Source organism: Nocardioides allogilvus, from assembly GCF_003047285.1.
Classification (GTDB): domain Bacteria; phylum Actinomycetota; class Actinomycetes; order Propionibacteriales; family Nocardioidaceae; genus Nocardioides; species Nocardioides allogilvus.
Map to the genome: position 1 here is coordinate 37,235 of NZ_PZYX01000007.1, position 25,104 is coordinate 62,338.

The following is a 25,104-nucleotide window of genomic DNA, read 5'->3' on the forward strand; positions in this document are numbered from 1 at the left end:
GTGCCCGAGAACCAGGGGTTGCAGAAGGTCCTCATCGCCAATCGCGGCGAGATCGCAGTGCGCGTCATCCGCGCCTGCAAGGACGCCGGCATCGGCAGCGTCGCGGTCTACGCCGACCCGGACCGGGATGCCCAGTTCGTGCGCCTGGCCGACGAGGCCCACGCCCTCGGCGGTGCGACCCCGGCCGAGACCTACCTCGACATCGAGAAGATCATCAAGGTCGCGACCGACTCCGGTGCCGACTCCGTGCACCCCGGCTACGGCTTCCTCGCCGAGAACGCCGTCTTCGCCCAGGCCGTCATCGACGCCGGGCTGATCTGGATCGGCCCCTCGCCCGAGGCGATCGAGGGCCTCGGCGACAAGGCGAAGGCCAAGCAGATCGCCCTCGCGGCCGGCGCTCCCCTGGCCCCGGGCCTCAAGGACGCGGTCAAGGACGCCGACGAGATCGTCGGCTTCGCGAAGGAGCACGGCCTGCCGGTCGCCATCAAGGCGGTCTTCGGCGGCGGCGGTCGCGGCCTCAAGGTCGCGCGCACCCTCGAGGAGATCCCCGAGCTCTACGAGTCGGCGGTCCGCGAGGCGATCAGCGCCTTCGGTCGCGGCGAGTGCCTGGTCGAGAAGTTCCTCGACAAGCCGCGCCACGTCGAGACCCAGTGCCTGGCCGACCAGCACGGCAACGTCGTGGTCATCTCGACCCGCGACTGCTCGCTGCAGCGTCGTCACCAGAAGCTGGTCGAGGAGGCGCCCGCGCCGTTCCTCACCGACGAGCAGAACAAGCGCCTCTACGACTCCTCCAAGGCCATCCTCAAGGAGGCCGGCTACGTCGGCGCCGGCACCTGCGAGTTCCTCGTCGCGGCCGACGGCACGATCTCCTTCCTCGAGGTCAACACCCGCCTCCAGGTCGAGCACTGCGTCTCCGAAGAGGTCACCGGCATCGACCTGGTGCGCGAGATGTTCCGCATCGCGGCCGGCGAGGAGCTCGGCTACGACGACCCCGAGGTCCGCGGCCACTCGATCGAGTACCGCATCAACGCCGAGGACGGCGGCAACAACTTCATGCCCGCCCCCGGCACCCTCACCGCCTGGCAGCCGCCCGCCGGCCCCGGTGTCCGCGTCGACTCCGGCTACATCAACGGCGAGACGATCCCGGGCAACTTCGACTCGCTCGTCGCCAAGCTGATCGTCACCGGCAAGGACCGCACGCAGGCGATCGAGCGTTCGCGCCGCGCGCTGTCCGAGTTCGAGGTCGACGGCATGCCGACCGCCATCACCTTCCACGAGGTCATCGTCAACGACCCGGCTTGGGTCGGCGCCTCGACGCCGTCCGGCGAGGGTGAGTTCACGGTCTACACGACCTGGATCGAGACCGACTTCGACAACCAGATCACGCCCTACTCCGGTGCCTCGGCCGACGCCGACGAGCCCGAGGAGCGCCAGCGCGTCACCGTCGAGGTCGGCGGTCGTCGCCTCGAGGTCGTGCTCCCGGCCGGCCTCGGTGGCCTGTCGTCGGGCGGCGGAGGCGGTTCGGCCAAGAAGCCGAAGCGCGCGGCCAAGAAGGCCGGCGCCGCGGCGTCGGGCGACTCGGTCACCTCGCCGATGCAGGGCACCATCGTCAAGGTCGCCGTCACCGACGGCCAGGTCCTCGCCGAGGGCGACGTCGTCGTCGTGCTCGAGGCGATGAAGATGGAGCAGCCGCTCAAGGCCCACAAGGCCGGCACCGTCACCGGCCTCGTGGCCGAGGTCGGCGCCACCGTCACCAACGGCGCGGTCATCTGCGAGCTCAAGGACTGATCGACTCGGTCCCCGGGGCGATCACCGGGGCACGTGGTTGCGCACGACCGCGTCACGAGGCGGTGCTGCCCGCTCGACCTCGGGCGCGGTGTCGCCGGTGATCGCAACGAACACCTCGGACGCGACGCCGTGCATGCCGGCGAGCACGGGGTGGAACGGCGCGGCGATGCCCACCCGCATCTGCGGGCCGTTGATCCACGCAGACCTGCCCGCGCAGACGTCGTGGCCCTCCGAGGCCGGGTCGACATCGACGTACGACGCTCCCGCGGACTCCGCGCCCGCCCGCAGCGACGCGTTGAGCCGGTCGGCGATGCTGGCCGCTGCCGCCAGCTGCTCCGCCGCCAGCGGTACGGCCCGGCAGGTCTCCTCCGGCGGGAGCACCTGGGGATAGCCCACGACATAGACCGCGGCGTCGGGCGCCCGCTTCGCGATGGCGCGTACGGCGCCCGCCACCCGTTGCTCCACCCGGCCGGCGTCGCGCAGCAGCCCGCGCTCGTGCTGCGGCGAGCAGCCCTCGATGCAGGCGAGCAGGGAGGCGAAGATGCCGAAGTCGTTGCCGCCCATGCCGAGGGTGACCAGGTCGGTGTCGGCGGACACAGCGGCGAGCTGCGGAGCGACCCGCTTGCCGTCGAGCAGCCGCTGGCGGCGCGTGAGGTCGCGGGTGTCGGCCGCCGAGCAGGTGACGTCGGTGTAGGACTCGACCGAGAGCCAGCCGGCCAGGAAGGCCGGGTAGTTGTCGGTGGAGCGGACGCAGCCCGACGGGTCGGACCGGATCGTGGTGATGAGCGGGCCTGCGCTGTAGGAGTCGCCGAGTGCGACGTAGTCGATCTCGGCGGGCAGGTCGCCGAACACCCGCGACTCGCGCAGGTCGGCGCCGGCATCGCCGGAGCAGGCCGTGAGTGCCAGCAGGAGTGACGCCACGAGGGCGATGAGGCGCATCGGCAGATCATGTCACCGGACACCAACGACCGGTCTCGCCACGGTACGGACGAGTAGCAACGCCGTGTGAGCCAGGTCTCGTTAGCCTTCGGCCCATGTTCACCAAGGTGCTCGTCGCCAACCGCGGCGAGATCGCGATCCGTGCTTTCCGTGCCGCCTACGAGATCGGGGCGCGCACTGTCGCGGTGTTCCCCCACGAGGACCGTGGCTCCGAGCACCGCCTGAAGGCCGACGAGGCCTACGAGATCGGCGAGCGCGGCCACCCGGTCCGGGCCTACCTCGATCCCGACGCGATCGTCGCGGTCGCCCTGAAGGCAGGCGCGGAAGCGGTCTACCCGGGCTACGGGTTCCTGTCGGAGAACCCCGCACTGGCCGAGGCGTGCGCCAACGCCGGCATCACCTTCATCGGCCCGACCGCCGACGTGCTGACCCTCACCGGCAACAAGGCCCGCGCGATCGCCGCGGCCAAGGCGGCGGGCGTGCCGACCCTGCGCAGCGTCGAGCCCGGCACCGACGTGGACGCCCTGATCGCCGCCGCGGAGGAGATTCCCGCCCCGCTCTTCGTCAAGGCTGTCGCCGGCGGCGGCGGGCGCGGCATGCGCCGGGTCGACGATCGCTCGCAGCTGCGGGAGGCGATCGAGACCTGCATGCGCGAGGGTGAGGCCGCCTTCGGCGACCCGACGGTCTTCATCGAGCAGGCCGTCGTCGATCCGCGCCACATCGAGGTGCAGATCCTGGCCGACGGCGAGGGCAACGTGATGCACCTCTTCGAGCGCGACTGCTCGGTGCAGCGTCGGCACCAGAAGGTCATCGAGATCGCGCCCGCGCCCAACCTCGACCCCGAGGTCCGAAAGAGGATGTGCGCCGACGCCGTGCGGTTCGCCACCGAGATCGGCTACCGCAACGCCGGCACCGTCGAGTTCCTGCTCGACCCGGCGGGCAATTACGTCTTCATCGAGATGAACCCGCGCATCCAGGTCGAGCACACCGTCACCGAGGAGATCACCGACGTCGACCTCGTGCAGTCGCAGATCCGGATCGCGGCCGGCGCGACGCTGGCCGACCTCGGTCTCTCCCAGGAGACGGTCACGGTCCGTGGCGCGGCGCTGCAGTGCCGGATCACCACCGAGGACCCGGCCAACGGCTTCCGGCCCGACACCGGCAAGATCACGACCTACCGCTCCCCCGGTGGTGCCGGGGTCCGCATCGACGGCGGCACGACCTACACCGGCGCCGAGGTCAACGCCCACTTCGACTCCATGCTCGCCAAGCTGACCTGCCGGGGCCGCACGTTCGACAAGGCCGTCGAGAAGGCCCGGCGCGCGGTCGCGGAGTTCCGCATCCGGGGTGTCTCCACCAACATCGCGTTCCTCCAGGCCGTGCTCGACGACCCCGACTTCGCCGCCGGCCACGTCACGACCGCCTTCATCGAGGAGCACCCGCACCTGCTCTCGGCACGCGCCTCTGGCGACCGCAGCAGCAAGCTGCTGACCTACCTCGCCGACGTCACCGTCAACCAGCCGCACGGTCCGGCGCCGGTCACGATCGACCCGGTCACCAAGCTGCCCGACCTCGACCTGGGCGTGCCTGCTCCCGACGGCACCCGGCAGCAGCTCCTGCACCTCGGTCCCGACGAGTTCGCCCGCCGGCTGCGGGCCCAGGACACCGTGGCGGTCACCGACACCACCTTCCGCGACGCGCACCAGTCGTTGCTCGCGACCCGGGTCCGCACCCGCGACCTGCTCGCGGTCGCCGGCCACGTGGCCCGCACGACGCCCGAGCTGTGGTCCCTCGAGGCGTGGGGTGGAGCGACGTACGACGTCGCGTTGCGCTTCCTCGCCGAGGACCCGTGGGAGCGGCTGGCCCAGCTGCGCCAGGCCGTGCCGAACATCTGCCTGCAGATGCTGCTGCGCGGCCGCAACACGGTCGGCTACACGCCGTACCCGACCGAGGTCACCGAGGCGTTCGTGCAGGAGGCCGCGGCGACCGGCATCGACGTGTTCCGGATCTTCGACGCCCTCAACGACGTCGAGCAGATGCGCCCGGCGATCGAGGCAGTGCGCGCCACCGGCACCACCGTGGCCGAGGTGGCGCTCTGCTACACCGGCGACCTGTCGAACCCCGCCGAGAAGCTCTACACGCTCGACTACTACCTCGAGCTGGCCGGGCGCATCGTCGACGCGGGCGCGCACGTCATCGCCATCAAGGACATGGCCGGGCTGCTGCGAGCGCCGGCCGCGCGCACGCTGGTGACCGCGCTGCGCCAGGAGTTCGACCTGCCGGTGCACCTGCACACCCACGACACGACCGGCGGCCAGCTCGCGACCCTGCTGGCCGCCATCGAGTCGGGCGTGGACGCCGTCGACGCCGCCTGCGCATCGATGGCGGGCACCACGTCCCAGCCGCCGCTCTCGGCGTTGGTCGCGGCGACCGACCACGGGCCGCGTGAGACCGGACTGACGCTGGCGCACGTCAATGCGCTCGAGCCCTACTGGGAGGCGACCCGCCGCGTCTACGCGCCCTTCGAGTCGGGGCTGCCCGCCCCGACCGGCCGCGTCTACCGCCACGAGATCCCCGGCGGTCAGCTGTCCAACCTGCGCCAGCAGGCGATCGCGCTCGGCCTCGGCGAGAAGTTCGAGCAGGTCGAGGACATGTATGCCGCGGCCAACGACATCCTCGGCAACGTCGTGAAGGTGACGCCGTCGTCCAAGGTCGTCGGCGACCTCGCGCTGCACCTCGTGGCGGTCGGCGCCGACCCGCGAGCGTTCGAGGAGGACCCGGGTTCGTTCGACATACCGGACTCCGTCATCGGCTTCCTCAACGGCGAGCTCGGCGACCCGCCCGGCGGCTGGCCCGAGCCGTTCCGCACCAAGGCGCTCGCGGGCCGCAGCTGGAAGGAGCCCGCATCCACGCTGACCGACTCGCAGTCGACGGGGCTGGCCACCGACCGTCGAGCGACCCTCAACGCGCTGCTCTTCCCCGGCCCGACCAAGGACTTCCTCGAATCGCGGGAGACGTACGGCGACGTGTCGGTGCTGCGGACCCTCGACTACCTCTACGGCCTGCGCCGTGGCGAGGAGCACGCGGTCTCGCTCGGCGAGGGGAAGACCCTGCTGATCGGGCTCGAGGCGATCGGCGAGCCCGACGAGCGCGGCATCCGCACCGTGATGTGCACGATGAACGGCCAGCTCCGACCGGTCGGCATCCGCGACCACGCCGTCGCCTCCGCCGTGGCGGCTGCGGAGAAGGCCGAGACCGGCAACGCCGGCCACGTCGCGGCGCCGTTCGACGGTGTCGTCACCGTCGGCGTGGCCGAGGGCGACACCGTCGAGGCCGGCCAGACCGTCGCGACGATCGAGGCCATGAAGATGGAGGCCTCGATCACGGCTCCGCGTGCGGGCACGGTCGCGCGCATCGCCGTACCGGGAACCCAGGCCGTCGAAGGCGGCGACCTGGTGCTGGTGCTGGACTAGCGGCCGCGCTGCTCGCGCTGGGTCAGCGGCGAGACGGCGAAGGTGAACCACGACGACCGCAGCCCCAGCAGGGTGCGCAGGGTGTCACCGCTGATGTCGGCGCGCCCGGCGTTGCCGACGAGCGACATCGACTGCACGCGCCCGCCCCACTCGCCGTTGCCGTCGCGGGTCGCGACCTCGATGGAGGTCAGGTCACCGATGGCCGGGTAGTGCTTCTCCAGGGCCGCGTCGTCCACCTCGACGCTCCAGGTGTGGACCTTGTTGCCGGCCCAGCCGTCGTAGGGGTCCTCCTTCGCCACGAGGTAGGGCGTCGACCCGGCCGAGGTCCAGCCGCCGCTGCTCGCGGAGAACTGGGTGAAGGCCGGCCGCCCGTCGTAGGTCAGCCCCCGGCGCGCGGTGGCCTTGATCGCGGCCGTGGCGTTCGGGTGCTCGACGTCGTAGCCGCCGTAGACCTGGCACTGGGTGGTGTCGCAGAGGTCGTAGTGCGCGGCGTTGGGGTGCGAGCGCTCGGCCGCGGCATAGGTCCTGGCAGCCACCGACTGCGCGCTCACCGCGTCCTTGCTCCACAGCGCGGGGATCTCCAGCGGCACGACGCCCTTGAGGTAGGCCTCGAGGCTGAGGATGTTGACCGTGTCACGCGTCCCCGGGCCCGACGAGGGCATCGCCGAGCGCAGGCGACCGCGGTACGTCGACGTGGTGCCGCCCGCCACGAGGTCGACCCGCTTCGAGGCGGCCGAGAGCTCCGCCTCGCCGGGGAACGACTTCCACGTCTTCCACCCACCCGACTTCTTGGACTGCACCAGGGTCTTGGCACCCGCGGGCTGCAGCCGCCACCGCTTGGCACCGTTGGCCGGCAGCGCCCACGTGGTGCGTGGCCGGAGCCGCGTCACCTTGAGCCCGGGCTGGGCCAGCACCTGCACGTCGCTCGAGGTGTCGTCCGAGATCAGCACCTTGATCGAGCCCCGAAGATCCCCCCATGAGGTTCCCGGGTAGTAGAACTCGACGATCTGCTGCCAGCCGAGCCCCTGCTGGGCGGCCCCCTCGGCGCCGTACTGCGAAAGCCCGTGGCCGTGGCCGTAGCCGTGGCCGTGGATGGTGATCGTGGCCGCGCCGCTGACCGCGAACACCTCCACCTTGCGCCGCGCCTCGGCGGGCGCGACGACGGTCGTGGCAGCGACCACGGCGGCGAGGGCGACGGTGGTGAGGACTCGGGAAAGGCGGCGCATGAGGCGTCGGGCTCCGTGACTGTGGGGTGCGTGTGGGACGGGTGTGACTGGGGTGACGATTGATCAGAACACGTCATTTCCGGGGGGACAACAGCGCGGCGATAACTACAAGCCTGTAGTTGTGGCGCCTCGGGGCTAGGGTCGCCGCCATGGTGTGGAACCCGTTCGGCAAGGCCCGTGACCGCGAGCTCGAGGCGCTCGATCGGTGGCGTACGGCGCGCAAGCTGGCCGGCGCCGACCTCACCGATCTCGAGGAGCAGCTCGCGGGCGAACCGGCGGGCCATGCGGCGTCCCACCACCACTCGTCGGCCCTCGAGATCCACGAACGGGCGCGCGAGGCGCTGCGGTCCTCGACCACGGCCGAGGACGTGTTCACCGTCGAGCCGCTGCTCGTCGACGCGCGCTACCACCTCGCGGCCGCTCGCGCGTTGTCCGCAGGCGAGCCCGTGCCCGAGCGCCGGGAGCCCTGCTTCTTCGACCCGTGCCACGGCCCGAGCACGACCGACGAGCTGTGGTCGCCGCCCGTCGGTGACTCTCGACGCGTGTCGGTCTGCTCCCTCGATGCCGAGCGTCTCTCGACCGGAACGGAACCGCTGACCCGGATGATCCGGGTCGGCGACCGCTACGTCCCCGTGCACGAGGTCGGTGGATATCGAGGCGTCCTGGAACACCACCACTCCCTCTTCCAGGACGAGGCCGCGTCGCACAACGGCAAGAAGGGAATCGGCTCGCGTCACGTGCGCCGACCGGGCCGTTCGCTCGGGCAGAGTCACAGTCTCGGTATCAACGACAGCGCTCGCTTCGGCGACTGACAAGATCACGCCGTGATCCTCGAACACGCCCTGCTGCCCGTCATCCCCGGCCGCGAGGCGGAGTTCGAGCAGGCCTTCGACCGGGCGAAGCAGATCATCGCCTCGATGCCCGGCTTCGCCGGCCTGACGCTGTCGCGCTGCCTGGAGCGGCCCTCGGGCTACCTGCTGCTGGTGCAGTGGGAGACGCTGGAGGACCACACGGAGGGCTTCCGCGGGTCCCCGGAGTACCAGGAGTGGCGGGCCTTGCTGCACCACTTCTACGACCCGTTCCCGGTCGTCGAGCACTACGAGACGGTGCACACCGCGTAGCTCCTCGGTCCGCCTCAGGACAGGTCGACCACGACGATCGCGTGGTTGTCAGGTTCACCCGCATCGGCGACGGCGGCCGCGACCGCGTCGGCGACGCCCTGCGGCGCGGTCGCTGCGGCGAGCAGCGGAGCGAGGTCGTCGACGAAGGAGTGGACGCCGTCAGTGGTCAGCACCAACCGGTCACCAGGGCGCAGGTCCACCACGATGGCGTCGGCCACGACCCCCGGCGCCAGCGCCCGGTTGAGCAGGTTCCGGTGTTCGTGCGAGCGAGCCTCGTCGACGCTCAGCTGACCGGCCTCGAGCAGCGCCGCGACGACCGTGTGGTCGTGGGTGATCTGTCGCAGCTCGTGGTCTCGCACCAACCAGACCCGCGCGTCACCGATGTGGGTGATGCGCGCGGTTGCGCCGTCGAGCGCCACTGCGGTGAGGGTGGTGCCGGAGTCGGGCTGGCCGGGCAGGGCTGTGCTGACCTCCGGTGCGATCTCGGCGATGGCCGCGTCGAGACCGCCTGCAGCAAAGGCGGCGAGCGCCGCGGCAGCCAGGTCGTCGCGGCCGCCGAAGCCGTCGGCCACGGCCACCAGCTCCGGTGTGGCGATCAGGGCGTCCTGCTGCCGGTCGCGCCGGCCCCGTCGGAGACTGGCGCCAAGCTCGGCGTGGAGGGTGTCGGTCGATGTGGTCATGGTGTGCGCCTCGTTCCTCAACTGATGGACGAGGGTGGTGACGAGGTCACGGCGAGTCACCGTGTCGGCCTCGACCTGACTCCAGTACGTCTCGATCTCCTGCGCCGCCTCGGCACTCGAGAGATCGAGGACCTGCTTGATCCGCGCCAGCGGCATTCCCAGCAGTCGCAGCGTCGCCACGAGTCGGGCGGGCTCCAGCTGCCACGCGCCGTAGCGGCGGTAGCCCGAGTGCTGGTCTACCTCCGCAGGAGGCAGCAGTCCCAGGTCGTCGTACAGCCTCAACGCCTTCGACGTCAGCCCCGCAGCGCGGGCGAAGTCGCCGATGGTCATGAAGGTCTGCGGGTCGGTCATCGTCTCCATCCTCCCCGGTGTCGGTCACCGGTGCGACGACACTGGTGCTTGCCGCTGGGGCAAGGTCAACCCGGAACTGCTTCTGCGAGGCTGTGAGCGTGAGCTCCCTGCCGCGTGCCGAGCCGTCCGGAGCGTTCAGGCGCTTCTTCTGGGCAGAGGCGGTCTCCGGCCTTGGAAGCGCGATCACCTCGTTGGCACTGCAGACACTCGTGCTGGTGACCCTGCACGGCGGTGCGGCACAGGTGGGTTGGCTCAACTCCGCGCGCCTGCTGCCGTACTTGCTTCTCGGCGTGGTCGTGGGGGCGCTCGTCGACCGCGTCCGTCGGCGGCCGGTCATGGTGATCACCGACGTCGTTCGCGCCGGCCTCCTGGGACTGATCCCGCTTGCGTGGGGATTCGACTTCATCTCCTTCCCACTGGTGCTGGTGGTCGTGGCCCTGTTCGGCACGGCCTCGTTGGTCAACGATGCGGCGTCCATGTCATTCGTCCCCAGGCTCGTACCGCGAGATCGCCTCCAGCGCGCACACGCGCGCCTGGACGGCGCCAGCGCGGTTGCCCAGACCGCGGGTCCCGCCGTGGCGGGTGTGCTGATCCGGATCCTGGGAGCGCCACTGTCGGTGCTCGTCGATGCCTTCACCTACCTGTTCTCGGCACTGATGGTCGCGTCGATGAAGGATGTCTCGGAGCCCCCCAGCGCCAAGCCCGCTGGGGTCGGGGCGCGTGGGCTGGTCGCGGAGATGATGGACGGCGCCCGATGGGCCTACGGAGCATCCGGCCTGCGTCGCCTCGCCCTCTCGACCCACGTGTGGTTCGCCGGCCAGGCGGTCCTGCTGGTCCTGGTCGTCCCCTACGGGTATCGCCAGCTGGGCCTATCGGCGCTGCAGATGGGTCTGGTGTTCGCTGTCGCAGGCGTTGGTGCGCTCATCGGCGCGACCCTCAGCACGCGACTCGGTCTTCGCCTGGGCACGGGCGGCGCGATCATCTGCTCGCGCGTGGTATCCGCACTGGGAGTGCTGATCATGTTGGCAGCGACCTCGGTCCCCGCAGGCTGGACTGCCGCAGCCGTCCTGGCAGCAGGACAGCTGTGCCACGGCTGGGCCATGGGCACCAGCAACTCCCACGAGATGACCTTCCGCCAGGCGCTCACCCCTGACGACTTGCAGGCACGCACGAACACCACGCTGCGCTCGTTCAACCGCGGCGTCATGGTGCTCATCTCACCCGTGGCCGGGCTGTTGGGCGATGCCGTCGGGTACGGCGAGACGCTGTGCGCTGCGGCGGCGATCTTCGCCATCTCTGCCCTCATGCTGGTCGTGTCACCGTTTCGCAATGTGCGTATCGACTAGAACCAGCATTCCCGCCCCGGGCCACTTCTGGTCGATCTGCCTGTGGAAAACCAATCATCACAATTGGTCTGTGGATAACTCGAACACCTGTTCCTATCTATAGTTTTCGGGCGTAGAATCACGCCATGGAAACCATTCACGACAAGCCTCCGCAGCACCCGCTGCTGGACGTTGTCGCGAGCATTTCCGAGGCCTTCGACAAGGCCACCACGTTCAACCCGATCTTCGTTCCCACCCGCGACAGAGCGGCTGCGATGCGCGACCTGTCCACTGTCATCACCCGCGCCCAGGGCCTGCTGCTGTCCGTGATGGCCGTCTCGGGTGACGTCGCCGACGAACAGGGCGCCAAGCGCGTCGGCGATTGGTACGCGACCGCCACTCGCCACGACCACCGACCCAGCATCGGCCTCGACCACCTCGCCCGGTCCCTCGACACCGACCACGTGCACCTCCAGGCCGCGGTGCTCGACGGTCGGGTCAACCTCGACCAGGCCAGGGTCATCGTGCACGCCCTCGACGAGCTGCCCATCGAGTTCGTGACCGATGACATCCGCGAACGCGCCGAGGTCCACCTGATCGCTCTCGCCGAGGACTTCGCTCCCACCCAACTGCGGCGCCTCGCCCACAAGGTGCTCGAGGTCATCGCCCCCGAGATCAGCGAAGAGGCCGAACGCAAGGCCCTGGAGAGAGAGGAACAGCTCGCCGCCGAACACACGCGCCTGACCCTGGCACCGCTGGGTGACGGCACCACCCGGATCGGCGGCCGGATCTCCGATGCCGCCGCCGGCCGGTTGCGGACCTACCTCGAAGCGTTCGCCTCGCCTCGACGCACCGCGTCCGAGCACGACGGGGAACGCGTCTCGACGCCACGCCTCCTGGGCTTGGCGTTGACCGACCTCCTCGAGTCACTGCCGGCGCAGGTGCTGCCCGCACACGGCGGCACCGCCACCACCGTGACGGTCCGCCTCGACCTGGACCAGCTCACGGCGGCGTTGGAGAGGTCCGGCATCGCGACCCTGGACACCGGCGACACCATCACCGCGTCACAGGCCCGGCGCCTCGCCTGCCAGGCCAAGATCCTGCCCGCCGTCCTCGGCGGCAAGTCCGAAGTCCTCGACCTCGGCCGCAGTCGCCGCCTCCACTCCGCGGCGCAACGCAAGGCACTCCGCATCCAGCAGAGCCAGTGCCAAGCAGACGGGTGCAGCGTCCCCGCAGCCTGGTGCGAGACCCACCACCCCCACGCTTGGTCAACCGGCGGGAAGACCGACCTCGACAACGCCGCCCTGCTCTGCTGCCATCACCACCACCGCGCCCACGACACCCGCTACCTCACGCAGCAACTGCCCAATGGCGACTATCGCTTCTCCAGGCGCACGTAGACCGACGGGAGAGTGCGCGGTTCACGTTGTGCGCTCAACTGCCGAGTTTAAGTGCGCGCGTTGCAGGTCGAACCCGGTCGACTGCTCCTAGGGTTCCAGCATGTTCCAGGATGACGTTTGGCGATATCTTCCGATCGGCCCGGTTCCGAGCATGGCGCTCGCCCTTATCGGCTCTGCAGTCCTCGTCTACACGGCGGTTTCGACTTCGCCCAGGGCGCGGAGCCTGGCCGTCGTCACGCTGGTCGGGACCGTTCTGGTCGTGCTCATGTTCACGAACCGAGGTGCGCTCGGGAACACGGATGGCGCGTTTTCGTGGCGCGTTGGCGAGTCGATCAAGAGCGAGTGGAACAGCATCAACCGCTCCCTCGGGATGGTGAACGTCTTCGGGAACGTCGTCATGTTCATTCCCTTCGGCTGGCTCGTGGCCGTCCTTGCTCGACGACGATTCGAAGTCCTCGTCGGTACGTGCACCGGCCTCGCGTTCTCGGTCGCCATCGAGGTTTGGCAGATGCTCTCCGGGTCATTCGGCGACGTTGACGACCTGCCGCTGAATGCAGCCGGTGCGGCGGCGGGAGCGATCGTTGCCACCATGCTCATGCAGTTCTGGCGTGAGCCCCGGCTGTCCTCCGCGTCGGCTACAGCGGAAGCACGGACCGCTTGAGCGGACGCGACAACACCCGCACGCTTCTGCCGCTGATGGTGCGCGGAACTGCCGATGAGCGCCGGTAGATGTCAGGCGGTCGCGCCCTTGCTCTACCGAATGTCCAGCGTAGGTGGATGCGTCCCGTCAATTTTGTGCTCTGATTGGCCTCCGTGGCATTGGAGGCCCCTGTGGAGTTGCTCGTCGGAGTGCTTGTGCCTGGGGCTCTTGTGGCGATCTTCCTTCATCTCAGGCGGAGTCGAGCCGACGTCATGGGATACCACGGCATTGATACTCCCCGCATCAGCGAGGCCACTCACGGTGGCGGCGGCGGTGGAGGCGGAGGCGGCTGACCAGCTGTTCGCGCGGCTAGGTGTACTCGGCACCGCCTAGGTGTAGGTCGACTCCCTGTGGAGTGCATCCGGATCTAGCTCCCCTCTGTGTCAAGAAGCTCGTCTGAGTGGAGTCGTAGCCTTGCCAGACACCGGTCCTGAGATCAATGAAACAAGTAGCCGCCGAGCGGTTGGACCCCGATGCCACTACCGGACCCCCGGTGGCGCCCGTACCGTCAAAGCACGATGAGCACCCCGACAGAGGTTCAACCTCCCTACCGTCCACCCCCCATGGCGGGGGCTGGGCGCATCGCCCTTGGCGTTCTCGTCTTGGCGATCGTCCTAGCGATGGGTGTCTGGTGGGCGGGATCTCGCGGCTACGTTCCTCCGATGTGGGAGGGCGGCTGGGGGTGCAGCGACGTGGGCTACCCGAGCCCTCCGCCCTCGTTCGACGAACTGGTCAAAGAGCACGAAGAGAGCCCCTACTGCGCCCGGCGTGTACGCGGCGAGGAGTGGTTCTGACGGTTCCGACGGCAGACCCAACCGGGCGGGACAACCCGAGGGCGATCCAGGTCTGGCCGACGTTGGGCCTCACGGCCGTAGAACGCTCAGACCTTGTGCAGCCTGCGCGCTGCTTCCGCGATGGAACCGCTCAGCGACGGGTAGACCGTGAAGGCCTGCGCGAGCTTGTCGGCGGTCAGCGACTCGGCGACGGCGAGCGACACGACGTGGATGAGCTCGGAGGCGCGCGGGCCGACGACCACTCCCCCGACGATGATGCCGGTGCCGGGACGGATGAAGAGCTTGACGAAGCCGTCGCGCACGCCCTGCATCTTGGCGCGGGCGTTGCCTGCGAGCGGCAGCATGACGACGTCGGCCTTGATCTCGCCCGCGTCGACGGCCTGTTGCGACCAGCCGACGGTCGCGATCTCGGGGGCGGTGAAGACGTTGGAGGAGACCTTCTTCAGGTCGAGCGGGGCCACGGCGTCGCCGAGGAAGTGCCACATGGCGATCCGGCCCTGCATCGCGGCCACCGAGGCGAGCATCAGGACACCGGTGCAGTCGCCAGCGGCGTACACCCCGCGAGCAGACGTGCGCGAGACGCGGTCGACCTTGATGAAGCCGCCCTCGTCGGTCGCGACGCCGGCCTCCTCGAGGCCGAGGTCGGCGGTGTTGGGGACCGAGCCGAGCGCGAGGATGCAGTGCGACCCGGTGACCTCGCGGCCGTCGGTGAGGCGCACGGTCACGACGTCGCCCTCGCGCGTCACCGACTCCATGCGCGAGCGGCCCAGCACCTCCATGCCGCGGCGGATCGACACCTCTTCGAGCACGGCGCTGGCGTCGGCGTCCTCACCGGGCAGCACCCGGTCGCGCGAGCTGACCAGGGTGACCGGGATGCCGAGTGCGAGATAGGCGCTGGCGAACTCGAGGCCGGTGACGCCCGAGCCGACGACGATGAGCCGCTCCGGCACCTCGGTCAGGTCGTAGACCTGCTCCCAGGTGAGGATGCGCTCGCCGTCGGGCTGGGCGCTCGGGAGCGTGCGCGGGGCAGCTCCGGTCGAGACGAGGATCGAGTCGGCCTGGAGGGTCTCGCCGCCGACCGTGACGGTGAGGTCGGGACCCAGCCGACCGCGGCCCTTGATGACCCGCACCCCATCGCGCTCGAGCCGCGCGGCGATGTCGCTGGACTGGTCGCTCGCGAGCTGCTTGACCCGGGTGTTGACCTTGGCGAGGTCGACGCGGATCGTGGCGGCCGTGTCGCCCTCGTGGTCGGTGAAGTCGATGCCGAGCTCGGCGGAGTTGGTCACCTCGGCCATCAGCTCGGCCGTCGCGATCAGGGTCTTGCTGGGGACGCAGTCGGTGAGCACGGCCGAGCCACCCACGCCGTCGGAGTCGACGACGGTGACGTCGGCCCCCAGCTGCGCAGCGACGTGTGCCGCTTCGTAGCCGCCGGGACCGCCGCCGATGATGACGACGCGGTTGGAGGAGGTGGGCATCAGAAGTTGATCATGTGGCCGGTGATGCCGTGGACGGCTTCCTTGACGGCCTCGGAGAGCGTCGGGTGGGCGAACACGTTGCGCGAGACCTCGTCGGCGGTGAGGTCCCACTGCTGCGCCAGGGTCAGCACCGGCAGCAGCTCGGTGACGTCGGGGCCGATCATGTGGGCGCCGATGATCTCGTTGTGCTCACCGTCTGCGACGACCTTGACGAAGCCGACGGCCTCGCCGAGTCCCATCGCCTTGCCGTTGGCGGTGAAGGGGAAGGTCGCCGTCTTCACGTCGTAGCCCTTCTCCTTCGCCTGCGCCTCGGTGTAGCCGAACGAGCCGATCTGCGGCATGCAGTAGGTCGCCCGCGGGATCATGTCGTAGTTGATCGGCATCGTCTCGGCGCCGCTGATGGTCTCGGCCGCGACGATGCCCATGGCCTCGGCGACGTGGGCGAGCATCATCTTGCCGGTGCAGTCACCGATGGCGTAGACGCCTGCGACGTTGGTGCGCATGAAGTCGTCGACCTCGATCGCACCGCGCTCCGAGACCGCGACGCCGATGGTCTCCAGGCCGAAGCCCTGGACGCGCGGGGCGAAGCCGAAGGCGGCGAGGAACTTGCCGGCCTCGAGCACCTGCTCGTCGCCACCCGCGGCGGGGGCGACCGTGACGCGCACGCCGGAGCCGGTGTCCTCGACGTTCTTCACGGCGGTGCTGGTCAGCACCTTCACGCCGAGCTTCTTGTAGTGCTTGGCGAGCTCCTTGGACACGTCGGCGTCCTCGGTCGGCACCATCCGGTCGAGGAACTCGACGATGGTGACGTCGACGCCGAAGTTGGCCATGACGTAGGCGAACTCGACGCCGATCGCGCCGGAGCCGCCGATGATGATCGACTCGGGCAGCTGGTCGGAGAGGATCTGCTCCTCGTAGGTCACGACGTTGTCCGACAGCGTCACGCCGGGGACGAGGCGGACGGTCGCGCCGGCGGCGATGATCAGGTTGTCGAAGGTGTACGGCGTCGTCGTACCGTCCTTCGTCTTCACGTCGACCGACGTGGGGCTGGTGATGGTGCCCCAGCCGTCGACCTCGGTGATCTTGTTCTTCTTCATCAGGAAGTGGACGCCCTTGACGATGCCGGCGCTCACGTCGCGCGAGCGCTTGTGCGTGGGGCCGAAGGCCATCGTCGCGTCGCCCTCGATGCCGAACTTCGCCTTCTCGTGCTGGAGCGTGTGCGCCAGCTCGGCGTTCTTGAGCAGCGCCTTGGACGGGATGCAGCCGACGTTGAGGCAGACACCGCCCCAGTACTTCTCCTCCACGACGGCGACCTTCTGGCCGAGCTGTGAGGCGCGGATCGCGGCGACGTAGCCACCGGGGCCGGCGCCGAGGACAAGGGTGTCGAAATGCGTGTCGGTCACGGGTCACACCCTAGCCGTCGGCATCGACCTCGCTACCCTGTGCCCCGTGACGCTCTATGCCGCCTACGGGACCAATCTGGACCCGGGCCGCATGAGCGAGCGCTGCCCCCACTCGCCGCTGCGCAGCACGGGCTGGCTGACGGGCTGGCGGCTGACGTTCGGCGGCGAGGAGCACGGCTGGGACGGAGCCCTCGCGACCATCGTCGAGGACCCGATCGAGCAGGTCTACGTCGCGGTCTACGACGTCACCCCCGAGGACGAGACCGAGCTGGACCGCTGGGACTCCGCCGACACCGGCCTCTACCGCAAGACCCGGGTGCGGGTGTCCACGATGAGCGGCGAGCTCGTCGTGTGGGCCTACGTCCTGGACGCCTACGAGGGCGGGCTGCCCTCGGCCTCCTACCTCGGCATCCTCGCCGACGCCGCCGAGGCGGCCGACGCACCGGTCGACTACGTCGCCGCGCTCCGCCGCCGCTCCTGCCGCTCGACCGGCCTCTGACCCGGGGTCAGCGCCGGTCCAGCCAGGCGCCCAGCGCCACGTCGACGAGCCCGACGTGCGGCGCCTCGGGCACCGACGCGATCGGCACCCACTCGGCGTAGTCGGTCGAACCGCCCACCTCGAGCGTGCCGAGCGTGCCGCCGACGACCCTCGCGGTGAAGACGAGGCGGAGGTGCCGCACCCAACGGTCGGTGACGATCACGCGCTCCGCCGGAGCCTTGACGAAGGAGTCGACCGTCAGCAGCCCGGTGAGCTCGACGTCGAGACCCGTCTCCTCGCTCACCTCGCGGACGACGCCCTCGGCCGGTGTCTCCGGCAGGTCGACGCCGCCGCCGGGCAGCGACCACGCCGGCTCGCCGTGGCCCTCGCCGTTCCACCAGGAAAGCAGGATCCTGTCGTCCTCGACGATCACCGCGTACGCCGCCACGCGGGTGTCGTAGTCGTGGAACTCGAGGCCGGCAGGCATGTCATGTTCGTTCGTCAGCACGCCCATAGCCTGAACGGCGGACCCGTCGTTGACCAGCCATGCGCCGTACAGCCGTCACCGCCGTGGCCCTCGCCCTGCTCACCACCACCCTCGCCCTGACCGAGACCGACAGCCCGGCAGCAGCCGCGAGCAAGGGCCTGCGGGACGTGATGTTCGTCGGCAACAACTGGGCGGGGACGGCGACGATCGTCGACGCCCACACGCACAAGGTCCTCAGGACCGGGATCGACCTGGTCCCCGACCAGGAGCAGGAGCTCGCGGACATCCGGAGCAACCCCGCCCACCTCGCCCTCTACCTCGCCATCCAGCAGGGTCCGGGCGAGGGGCACGACCAGCTCGTCGACGACATGTTCTCCACCCGGGACGGCCGCTACCTCGCCGTCAGCCGCCCGAGCTTCGCCGACGTCGTGTGGGTCGACATCGCCAAGGCGATCGCCGGCGACCCCGACGCCATCGTGCGCGAGCAGCAGATGGACGGTCGGCGCACCGACCACATGGGCCTGTCCCCCAACGGCAAGCGACTGCTCGTCTCGGACTCCACCGAACGCCAGGTCATCGAGTACTCCATGGTCGACCAGACCTGGCGCAACGGTCGGACCATCAAGATGGGCGACCGGCTGCGCACCTTCGAGTCGGGCGAGACACCGCACGAGAACAACTACTCGGCTGACGGCAAGAAGGTCTTCCACGCCTCGATCGGCAAGGTCTACACACCCGGGGACGCGAGCACCGCCGGCCCGGTCAAGATCGGCCCCCTGCACGACGCGCTCAAGGGCGACCGCTGGTTCGAGATCGTCCGCAACGCCGACTTCAAGATCACGCGACGCTGGGACATGGGCAAGGAGCTCGCCGAGGCGGGCCACCCCGACATGAGCGCGGCGGTGCGCCCGATGGCGATCGCGCCGGGCGAGCGGTTCATCTACTTCCAGGTCTCCTACTTCCACGGGATCGTCGAGTTCGACACGGCTGCGAAGGACCTCAACGGCGCGGTGGACTACTCGACCGGCGCCCGTCCCGAGCCGCGGACCGGCGCCGTACGCCGCGTGATCCCGCTGCCCAACCGGGTGCCCGAGATGCCGCTCGAGCTCTACGTCAACGACTCCGCCCACCACGGCCTGGCGATCGACCACGCCGGCACCACGCTGTGTGCCGCGGGCACCATGGACGACTACGTCGCCCTGGTCGACCGCACCACCACCGACCACGTGATCTTCGACCGCGCGACCACCGGGCACGACTACCTCAAGCCCTACTGGACGACCGAGGGCCCCGACAACACCTGCTGGGTCTCCCTGAGCGGCAGCGACGCCGTCGCCGTCATCGACTTCGCCACCGGGAAGGAGCTCGCCTTCCTGCCCGTCGGCGACCACCCGCAGCGGGTCCGCGCCGGCGTCGTGACGGTCGACGCGCTGAGGAAGGGCTGATAGACAAGCCTGGTGCCGGACACGTCCGAGCGGGACGACGACCTTGGCGCCGGGCGGATCGCTGAGCGGCTGGCCGGCCGGCACCTCCTGCTCACCGGCGTCACCGGCTTCGTCGGCGAGGCGCTGCTCGAGCTGCTGCTGAGCGAGACGCCAGCCACCACGCTGACCCTGCTGGTCCGACCCAGGGGATCGACGTCCGGGGCCGACCGGGTCCGAGCGCTGTTGGGCAAGCCGATCTTCGCGCGGGCCGTCGACGACGCCGGCGGCATCGACGCCGTCCTGGCCGCGCGCGTGCGTGTCCTCGAGGGCGATCTCGGCGCCGTACCCGCCTTGCCCGCCGGGCTCGACGCCGTCGTGCACTGTGCGGGCGACGTGTCCTTCGACCCGCCGGTCGACGAGGGCTTCCGCACGAACGTGCTCGGCACCCGCGGGCTGCTCGAGCGGATCACCGAGGTGGGCCCGCACGTCCACTACGTCCACGTGTCCACGGCCTACGTCGCCGGGCGCCGCCGGGGCGCGATCCCCGAGGGTCCGGTCGAGCACACGGTCGACGTCGACGCGGAGACCGAGTGGGGCATGGCCCAGCGCCGGGTCGTCGAGCATGCGTCGCGCTCGGCCGACGTGCTGACGAAGCTCCGCTCGAAGGCCGAGCGCCAGCACGGACGCGCCGGCCTCCTGACCGCGGCTGCCGCAGCGGAGGCCGACCGGCGCGCCTGGGTCGACCGCGAGCTCGTCCGCGTCGGGACCGAGCGCGCGCGCTCGCTCGGCTGGACCGACTGCTACACCTTCACCAAGGCCCTCGGCGAGCGCGTCGTCGAGGAGCGTGCGCGCACCGCGCCGACCACGATCGTGCGCCCCAGCATCATCGAGTCCGCCCTCAGGAGGCCGCATCCCGGCTGGATCGAGGGCTTCAAGATGGCCGAGCCGCTGATCCTCGCCTACGGCCGCGGCGAGCTCCCGGAGTTCCCCGCCGCCGGCGACACGATCGTCGACATCGTGCCGGTCGACCACGTCGTCGCGGCGATCGCGGCGGTGCTCGCGTCTCCACCGCAGGCCGGCGCGGCGGCCTACTTCCACGTCGTCTCCGGCGCCCGCAACCCGCTCACGTTCCGGCAGCTGTACGGCGCCGTGCGGGCCTACTTCGACGAGCACCCCTTCACCCACGGCGACCGAGGAGCGGCGCGGCTGCCCGAGTGGCGCTTCCCGGGCGCACAGAGCGTCGAGCGGCTGCTGGCCACCAGCGAGCGCGCGCACAAGCTCGCCGACTACGTCGTCGGTCACGCCCCACGCGGCGACCGCACCCGCGCGATCGCCCGCAACCTCGACCGGCAGGGTCGCCGGCTGGAGTTCCTGCGCCGCTACCTCGACCTCTACCGCGAGTACGCCGAGGCCGAGCTGCGCTTCGACGACGCGCACACCCGCGGCCTGCTCGCCGCCCTCCACCCCGACGACGGTGCGGCCTTCGGCTTCGACATCGACGAGGTCGACTGGGACCACTACCTCCGCGAGGTGCACTGCCCGGCGGTCACTGCGCCGATCCGCGCGCTCGACGACGTTCGCCGCAGCCGGCCGCCCAGCGCCACACCGGTGCTGCGCCCGGTCCGAACGCGCGAGGAGCCGACCGCCGCCTTCTTCGACATGGACGGCACGCTGCTGTCCTCCAACGTGATCGAGACCTACTTGTGGATGCGGCTGCACGACCTCTCCCCGGCCGAGCGCGTCGGGGAGCTCGGCCGGATCGCTGCCAGGCTTCCCGGCCTGGTGCGCGCCGAGCGCCGCGAGCGCAGCGCGTTCCTGCGCTCGATCTACCGGGAGTACACCGGTGCCCGGCTGTCCGACCTCGACACCGTCGTCGACGAGGTGCTCACCGACCTGGTCCTGTCGCGACTCGCGCCCGGCGCTGTACGACGCATCCGCGAACACCGCGCCGCCGGCCACACCACCGTCCTGATCACCGGCGCGATCCGCCCGCTCACCCGGCCGATCGCGCCCCTCTTCGACCACATCGAGGCGGCCGACCTGGCCGCCGACGCCCGCGGCATCTGCACCGGCTTCCTGGCCAGCTCACCGCTGGTGGGCGAGTCGCGCGCCGCGTGGATGCGCCACTGGGCGGCCGAGGAGGGCTTCGACCTGGCGAGGAGCTACGGCTATGCCGACAGCCACTCCGACCTCCCGCTGCTCAGCGCGGTCGGGCAGCCGGTGGCGGTGAGCCCCGACGTGTTCCTGGCCCGGCACGCCCGGCGCCAGCACTGGACGATCGTCGACTGGGCCAGCCCCGACACCGCACCGCGAGGCATCCCGCGATGATGCTCGCGCTGCAGATGTATCGCTCGCTCCCCCGGCACCTCGCCGGGCGGGCGGTCGGCGACCGGCTGCCGGGGATCCTGTCCGGCTATGCCGCCCCGCTGCGCCTGGTCACCATCGAGGAGCCCACGGTCGAGCGCCCCGGGTGGGCGCGGCTGCGCACGCGGCTCTCCGGTGTCTGCGGCTCCGACCTGGGCGCGCTCTCCGGGCGCACGAGCCGCTACTTCTCCGGGCTGGTGTCGATGCCGTTCGTCCCGGGCCACGAGGTCGTGGCCGACCTCCTCGACGACTGCGAGGACCTGGCCGCCGGGACGCGGGTGGTGATCGACCCGGTGCTGGCGTGCGCCGCCCGCGGCGTCGAGCCGTGCGAGGCCTGCGACGACGGGCTGACCAACCGGTGCAGCCGGGTCACCGTCGGGCACCTCTCCCCCGGCCTCCAGACCGGGTTCTGCGCCGATACCGGCGGCGGCTGGGGCGAGACGCTGACCGCCCACCGCAGCCAGCTCCACCCCGTGCCCGAGGGGCTGTCCGACGAGCAGGCGATCCTGGTCGAACCCATCGCCTGCGCCGTCCACACCGCCCTGCGCGCGCGGGTCGAGGACAACGCTCGCGTCCTGGTGAGCGGCGCCGGGTCGGTCGGCCTGCTCACGACGATGGCGCTGCGCAGCCTGACCCCCGCCGGCGAGATCACGGTCGTCGCGAAGTACGCCCACCAGCGCGAGCTCGCGCTCCAGCTCGGCGCGACCGAGGTGGTGTCGCCGGACGAGGTGCTGCGCCGGCTGCGCCGCTCGACCGGGGCGTTCGCGGTGCTGCCGGAGCACTCGGCGCCGTACCTCCTCGGCGGGGTCGACATCGCCGTCGACGCGGTCGGCAGCAAGGGCTCGCTCGAGACGGCGCTCAACACGACCCGGGCCGGTGGTCGGGTCGTGCTCTCCGGCATGCCTGCCGCCGCCGACCTGTCGGCCGCGTGGTTCCGCGAGCTCCAGGTGATCGGGTCCTACTCCTCGGCGCGCCGGGAACCCGGCGATCGCAGCGCCTTCGACATCGCGACCGAGCTCGTCACCGGCGACGTCGTCGCCCAGCTCGCCAAGGGCGTCGCCAGCTATCCGCTGCACCGCTGGCGCGAGGCGCTCGACCACGCCCACGGCGCCGGGCGGCTCGGCAGCATCAAGGTCGCCTTCGATCCGTCGAGGAAGGGTTGACATGAGCCGTCCCGGTTTCGTGCTCGAGGTGGATGACCGCACACCACCGCTCGTGGTCCATGAGGGCCTGGGCTTCCGGCTGGAGGACTTCCCGCCCGGCACCCGCGTCATCTACCCGCCCGAGTCGCTGCCCGCGATCGACGACGTCGACGCCGCGATCCGCGAGGCCCTGCTCAACCCGGTCGACGCCGATCCGCTGCCCACCAAGCTGTTCGCCGGGATGCGCCTGACCATCGCCTTCGACGACATCTCGCTGCCGCTGCCTCCGATGCGCGCCCCCGACATCCGCCAGCGGATCATCGAGGCGGTGCTGACGATGGCCGCCGACGCGGGGGTCGACGACGTCAAGATCATCGCCGCCAACGCCCTGCACCGGCGGATGACCCCCGCCGAGCTCAAGCAGATCGTCGGCGAGCGGGTCTTCCGGTCGTTCCACCCGCAGGGCGACCTCTACAACCACGACGCCGAGGACCGCGACGACCTGCTCCACATCGGGATGACCGACAAGGGCGAGGACGTCGAGATCAACCGCCGCGCCGCCGAGTCCGACCTGCTGGTCTATGTCAACGTCAACCTCGTCGCGATGGACGGCGGGCACAAGTCGGTGCCGATCGGGCTGGCGTCCTACAAGAGCCTCCGCCAGCACCACAACCCCGCGACGATGGTCGCGTCGCACTCCTTCATGGACCACACCAAGAGCCATCTACACCACTCCGCCTGGCGGATGGGCCGGCTGCTCAAGGACCACCTCGACATCTTCCAGATCGAGACCACGCTCAACAACGACGTCTTCGGGGCGCCCTACGACTTCCTGCTCAAGCGCGAGTGGGAGTGGTCGGTGCGCGACCAGGCCTCGATGCTGGCCGTGCGTCGCGGGCTCGGCGCGGCTCCGCGCAGGCTGCGGCACAAGCTCTTCCACGACCTGCGCTCGCCGTACGGCCTGACCGGGATCAATGCGGGCGACACCGAGGCCGTGCACGAGCGCACGATCGCGATGGTGCACCGCCAGCAGCTCACCGAGGTGCAGGGCCAGACCGACGTGCTGGTGATGGGCGTGCCCTACCTCGGGCCCTACAACGTCAACTCGTCGATGAACCCGATCCTCGCCACCTGCATGGGGCTGGGCTACTACTTCAACTCCTACCGCGGCCAGCCGGTCGTACGCCGCGGTGGGGCCGTGATCCTCTACCACCCGCTCGACGAGGGCTTCAACCAGCTGCACCACCCGAGCTACGTCGACTTCTACGAGGAGATCCTCGCCGAGTCGACCGATCCGGCGGTGATCGCGGAGAAGTACGAGCAGCAGTTCGCGACCGATCCCTGGTACGTCCACCTCTACCGCACCTCGCACGCCTACCACGGGGTCCACCCGTTCTACATGTGGTACTGGGCGGCGCACGCAATGGACCACGTCGAGGAGGTCATCTGGGTCGGCGCCGACCGGCGGGTCGCGCAGCGCCTGGGCTTCCGCGCGGCGTCGACACTGTCCGACGCGCTGGAGATGGCGTCCGGCGCGGTCGGCACCAGCCCGACGATCTCCTACCTGCACAACCCGCCCCACCTGATCGCGGACGTCCGATGAGGAAGTGGGCACAGGAGGGCCTCGAGGACGTACGCCGAGTGGCGGACGGCTGGCGATGGGGCCGTCGCTCCCAGGTGCCGCGCTCGGCGGAGCCCTTCGTCCCGGCCCGGCAGAGCACCGTCTTCCACACCGACTGGGCGCGCACCCGCGCCGCCCAAGTCGCCCGCGAGGTCGCGCAGAAGGGTGCCCTGGAGCCGTTGTTCCGCTCGCAGGTCCGCACCAGCGTCGAGGGCCTCGACGTGCTGGCCGGGCTCGAGGGCCCGGTGATCTTCGCGGCCAACCACGCCAGTCACCTCGACACCCCGCTGATCCTGCTGTCCCTGCCGACGAGGTGGCGGCGCCGTACTGCCGTGGCGGCGGCAGCCGACTACTTCTTCGACACCTGGTGGCGAGCGGTCGGGTCCTCGATCGTGTTCAACACGTTCCCGATCGAGCGCCGGGGCGGGACGATGGCGACCACGCCCGGCGAGGTGCTGGCCGACGGCTGGAGCCTGGTGATCTTCCCCGAGGGCACCCGGTCGCCCGACGGCTTCGTCGGCCGCTTCCAGTTCGGCGCGGCCTACCTCGCCACCCAGCACCAGGTGCCGGTCATCCCCATCGCCCACCGCGGCACGTTCGCCGCCATGCCACGCGGTCAGGGCTGGCCGAGCCCCGGTCGCCGTCGCCTCACCGTCCGCTTCGGCGAGCCGCTGCGACCCGGCAGCGACGAGTCGCCGCGCGAGTTCGCTCCCCGGATCCGCGACGCGGTGGCAGCCCTGCTCGACGAGGACCGGAGCACCTGGTGGGAGGCCCGGCGCCGCGCCGCGGACGGTGCCACGCACGACCCGGCAGGCCCGGACACGGCGCAGTGGCGCCGGGTGTGGGAGCAGACGGCCACGGTCCCCGCGCCCGAGGCAGGTCCTCGGCGCGCATGGCCGGATTAGGATCGCCC

At 70.5% G+C, this 25,104-nt stretch carries 19 protein-coding genes; 13 read left to right on the forward strand and 6 right to left on the reverse strand.

The window, feature by feature from the left end; translation table 11 throughout:
- Complete coding sequence (locus C9J87_RS11970) at positions 1-1,788, forward strand: acetyl/propionyl/methylcrotonyl-CoA carboxylase subunit alpha (protein WP_107705635.1); 1,788 nt, start codon at positions 1-3, stop codon at positions 1,786-1,788.
- 21 nt (positions 1,789-1,809) lie between these two features.
- Here C9J87_RS11970 and C9J87_RS11975 read toward each other — a convergent pair whose 3' ends face one another.
- A complete protein-coding gene (locus C9J87_RS11975) occupies positions 1,810-2,727 on the reverse strand; it encodes an SGNH/GDSL hydrolase family protein (RefSeq protein ID WP_107705636.1) in 918 nt (305 codons plus the stop codon).
- Between the two features lie 95 nt (positions 2,728-2,822).
- On the opposite strand from C9J87_RS11975, the gene C9J87_RS11980 reads away from it, so the two are divergent.
- Complete coding sequence (locus C9J87_RS11980) at positions 2,823-6,200, forward strand: pyruvate carboxylase (RefSeq protein WP_107705637.1); 3,378 nt, start codon at positions 2,823-2,825, stop codon at positions 6,198-6,200.
- Here the strand turns inward: C9J87_RS11980 and C9J87_RS11985 are convergent.
- Entirely contained in the window at positions 6,197-7,426 is a 1,230-nt protein-coding gene (locus tag C9J87_RS11985; protein ID WP_107705638.1) for a SpoIID/LytB domain-containing protein, read from the reverse strand. The two genes, C9J87_RS11980 and C9J87_RS11985, sit on opposite strands and share 4 nt — an antisense overlap.
- A 149-nt stretch (positions 7,427-7,575) precedes the next feature.
- On the opposite strand from C9J87_RS11985, the gene C9J87_RS11990 reads away from it, so the two are divergent.
- Both C9J87_RS11990 and C9J87_RS11995 read left to right on the forward strand, forming a co-directional pair.
- Positions 7,576-8,238: a hypothetical protein gene (locus C9J87_RS11990; RefSeq protein ID WP_107705639.1), complete on the forward strand. Its 663-nt coding sequence runs from the start codon at positions 7,576-7,578 to the stop codon at positions 8,236-8,238.
- 12 nt (positions 8,239-8,250) lie between these two features.
- Positions 8,251-8,547 carry an antibiotic biosynthesis monooxygenase family protein gene (locus tag C9J87_RS11995; RefSeq protein ID WP_010833866.1) on the forward strand — a complete coding sequence of 99 codons (297 nt, stop codon included), beginning with the start codon at positions 8,251-8,253 and terminating at the stop codon, positions 8,545-8,547.
- Positions 8,548-8,561: 14 nt separating this feature from the next.
- Here the strand turns inward: C9J87_RS11995 and C9J87_RS12000 are convergent, their stop codons facing one another.
- Positions 8,562-9,578 (reverse strand): MerR family transcriptional regulator, encoded by a 1,017-nt coding sequence (locus tag C9J87_RS12000; RefSeq protein ID WP_036493249.1) that lies wholly within the window; start codon positions 9,576-9,578, stop codon positions 8,562-8,564.
- Positions 9,579-9,676: 98 nt separating this feature from the next.
- On the opposite strand from C9J87_RS12000, the gene C9J87_RS12005 reads away from it, so the two are divergent.
- From C9J87_RS12005 to C9J87_RS12015, 3 genes are all read left to right on the forward strand, one after another.
- A complete protein-coding gene (locus tag C9J87_RS12005; protein ID WP_107705688.1) occupies positions 9,677-10,924 on the forward strand; it encodes an MFS transporter in 1,248 nt (415 codons plus the stop codon).
- Between the two features lie 125 nt (positions 10,925-11,049).
- Complete coding sequence (locus tag C9J87_RS12010; protein WP_010833869.1) at positions 11,050-12,303, forward strand: HNH endonuclease signature motif containing protein; 1,254 nt, start codon at positions 11,050-11,052, stop codon at positions 12,301-12,303.
- Between the two features lie 100 nt (positions 12,304-12,403).
- Complete coding sequence (locus tag C9J87_RS12015) at positions 12,404-12,964, forward strand: VanZ family protein (RefSeq protein ID WP_010833870.1); 561 nt, start codon at positions 12,404-12,406, stop codon at positions 12,962-12,964.
- A gap of 919 nt (positions 12,965-13,883) precedes the next feature.
- On the opposite strand, the gene C9J87_RS12025 is transcribed toward C9J87_RS12015, so the two are convergent.
- Both C9J87_RS12025 and lpdA read right to left on the reverse strand, forming a co-directional pair.
- Positions 13,884-15,272 (reverse strand): NAD(P)H-quinone dehydrogenase, encoded by a 1,389-nt coding sequence (locus C9J87_RS12025; RefSeq protein ID WP_107705640.1) that lies wholly within the window; start codon positions 15,270-15,272, stop codon positions 13,884-13,886.
- The gene (lpdA, locus tag C9J87_RS12030; RefSeq protein ID WP_107705641.1) at positions 15,272-16,675 is read right to left on the reverse strand and encodes a dihydrolipoyl dehydrogenase; all 1,404 of its coding nucleotides are present in this window, start codon (positions 16,673-16,675) and stop codon (positions 15,272-15,274) included. The genes C9J87_RS12025 and lpdA overlap by 1 nt, the downstream gene beginning before the upstream one ends.
- 46 nt (positions 16,676-16,721) lie before the next feature.
- Here lpdA and C9J87_RS12035 point away from each other — a divergent pair, with 46 nt between their 5' ends.
- Complete coding sequence (locus C9J87_RS12035) at positions 16,722-17,174, forward strand: gamma-glutamylcyclotransferase (protein WP_036491114.1); 453 nt, start codon at positions 16,722-16,724, stop codon at positions 17,172-17,174.
- A gap of 7 nt (positions 17,175-17,181) precedes the next feature.
- Here the strand turns inward: C9J87_RS12035 and C9J87_RS12040 are convergent, their stop codons facing one another.
- Positions 17,182-17,661, reverse strand: coding sequence for an NUDIX domain-containing protein (locus C9J87_RS12040; protein ID WP_232211519.1), 480 nt, complete (start codon positions 17,659-17,661; stop codon positions 17,182-17,184).
- A 38-nt stretch (positions 17,662-17,699) separates the two neighbouring features.
- Between C9J87_RS12040 and C9J87_RS12045 the strand changes: the two genes are divergently transcribed.
- Genes C9J87_RS12045 through C9J87_RS12065 form a run of 5 tightly spaced genes read left to right on the forward strand, consistent with a single transcriptional unit; the run spans position 17,700 to position 25,096 of the window.
- Positions 17,700-19,085, forward strand: a complete 1,386-nt coding sequence (locus C9J87_RS12045) for a YncE family protein (RefSeq protein WP_010833875.1) — start codon at positions 17,700-17,702, stop codon at positions 19,083-19,085.
- A 12-nt stretch (positions 19,086-19,097) separates the two neighbouring features.
- On the forward strand, positions 19,098-21,392 hold the full coding sequence (locus C9J87_RS12050; protein ID WP_010833876.1) for an HAD-IB family hydrolase: 2,295 nt from the start codon (positions 19,098-19,100) through the stop codon (positions 21,390-21,392).
- Positions 21,389-22,591: a zinc-dependent alcohol dehydrogenase gene (locus tag C9J87_RS12055; protein WP_107705642.1), complete on the forward strand. Its 1,203-nt coding sequence runs from the start codon at positions 21,389-21,391 to the stop codon at positions 22,589-22,591. Before C9J87_RS12050 ends, C9J87_RS12055 begins: the two co-directional genes overlap by 4 nt.
- A 1-nt stretch (position 22,592) precedes the next feature.
- Entirely contained in the window at positions 22,593-24,173 is a 1,581-nt protein-coding gene (locus C9J87_RS12060) for a lactate racemase domain-containing protein (protein WP_036491116.1), read from the forward strand.
- Positions 24,170-25,096, forward strand: a complete 927-nt coding sequence (locus C9J87_RS12065; RefSeq protein WP_010833879.1) for a lysophospholipid acyltransferase family protein — start codon at positions 24,170-24,172, stop codon at positions 25,094-25,096. Before C9J87_RS12060 ends, C9J87_RS12065 begins: the two co-directional genes overlap by 4 nt.
- Positions 25,097-25,104 lie beyond the last annotated feature (8 nt).